At 39.1% G+C, this 499-nt stretch carries 2 protein-coding genes; both read left to right on the top strand.

Translation table 11 applies throughout. The features are described 5' to 3' along the window. On the top strand, positions 1 to 227 hold a 227-nt coding region (locus AC1M86_RS14780), incomplete at its 5' end, for a dioxygenase family protein (protein ID WP_481608254.1). A gap of 142 nt (positions 228 to 369) precedes the next feature. After that, positions 370 to 499: CoA-transferase (locus AC1M86_RS14775; protein ID WP_481598118.1), on the top strand; the 130-nt coding region annotated here is incomplete at its 3' end.

Below are 499 nucleotides of genomic sequence, written 5' to 3'. Positions count from 1 at the left end.
TAACTACGCAGTTCAACATCGAAGGTGATAAATACCTTTGGGATGACTTTGCATTTGCAACGCGTGATGGCTTAGTGGCAACTGCTGTAGACGTAACTGATGAAGCTGAAATTGCTCGTCGTGGTCTAAAAGGTGCGTTCAAACATATTCAATTTGACATTGAATTAGTGAAAGACGTTGAAGGTGCGCCTTCTACTGAAGTTGAACGCCGCCGCGCATCAGCTTAAAAATAATAAAGGGATGGATTTCGCATCCATCCTTTATCTTATTCAACTAAAGAATTTAGACCAATCCAAATCTAATCATTTTGATTTGTTTAAATTTTTGCAAGACCGAAAAGGATATAGATAGCTTTATCTATAAAACGCTATGATTGATAAATCTCAAAAGACTTTAACCGAAGCCCTCTCCCAAATTAAAGACGGTTCAACCATTATGATTGGTGGGTTTGGTACTGCAGGTCAGCCTGCTGAACTCATCGATGGCTTAATTGAACTCG

This window comes from Acinetobacter sp. ANC_7654 (assembly GCF_056779855.1).
Note: the sequence above shows the minus strand (reverse complement) of the source record. Positions and strands in the feature narration are given on the sequence as shown.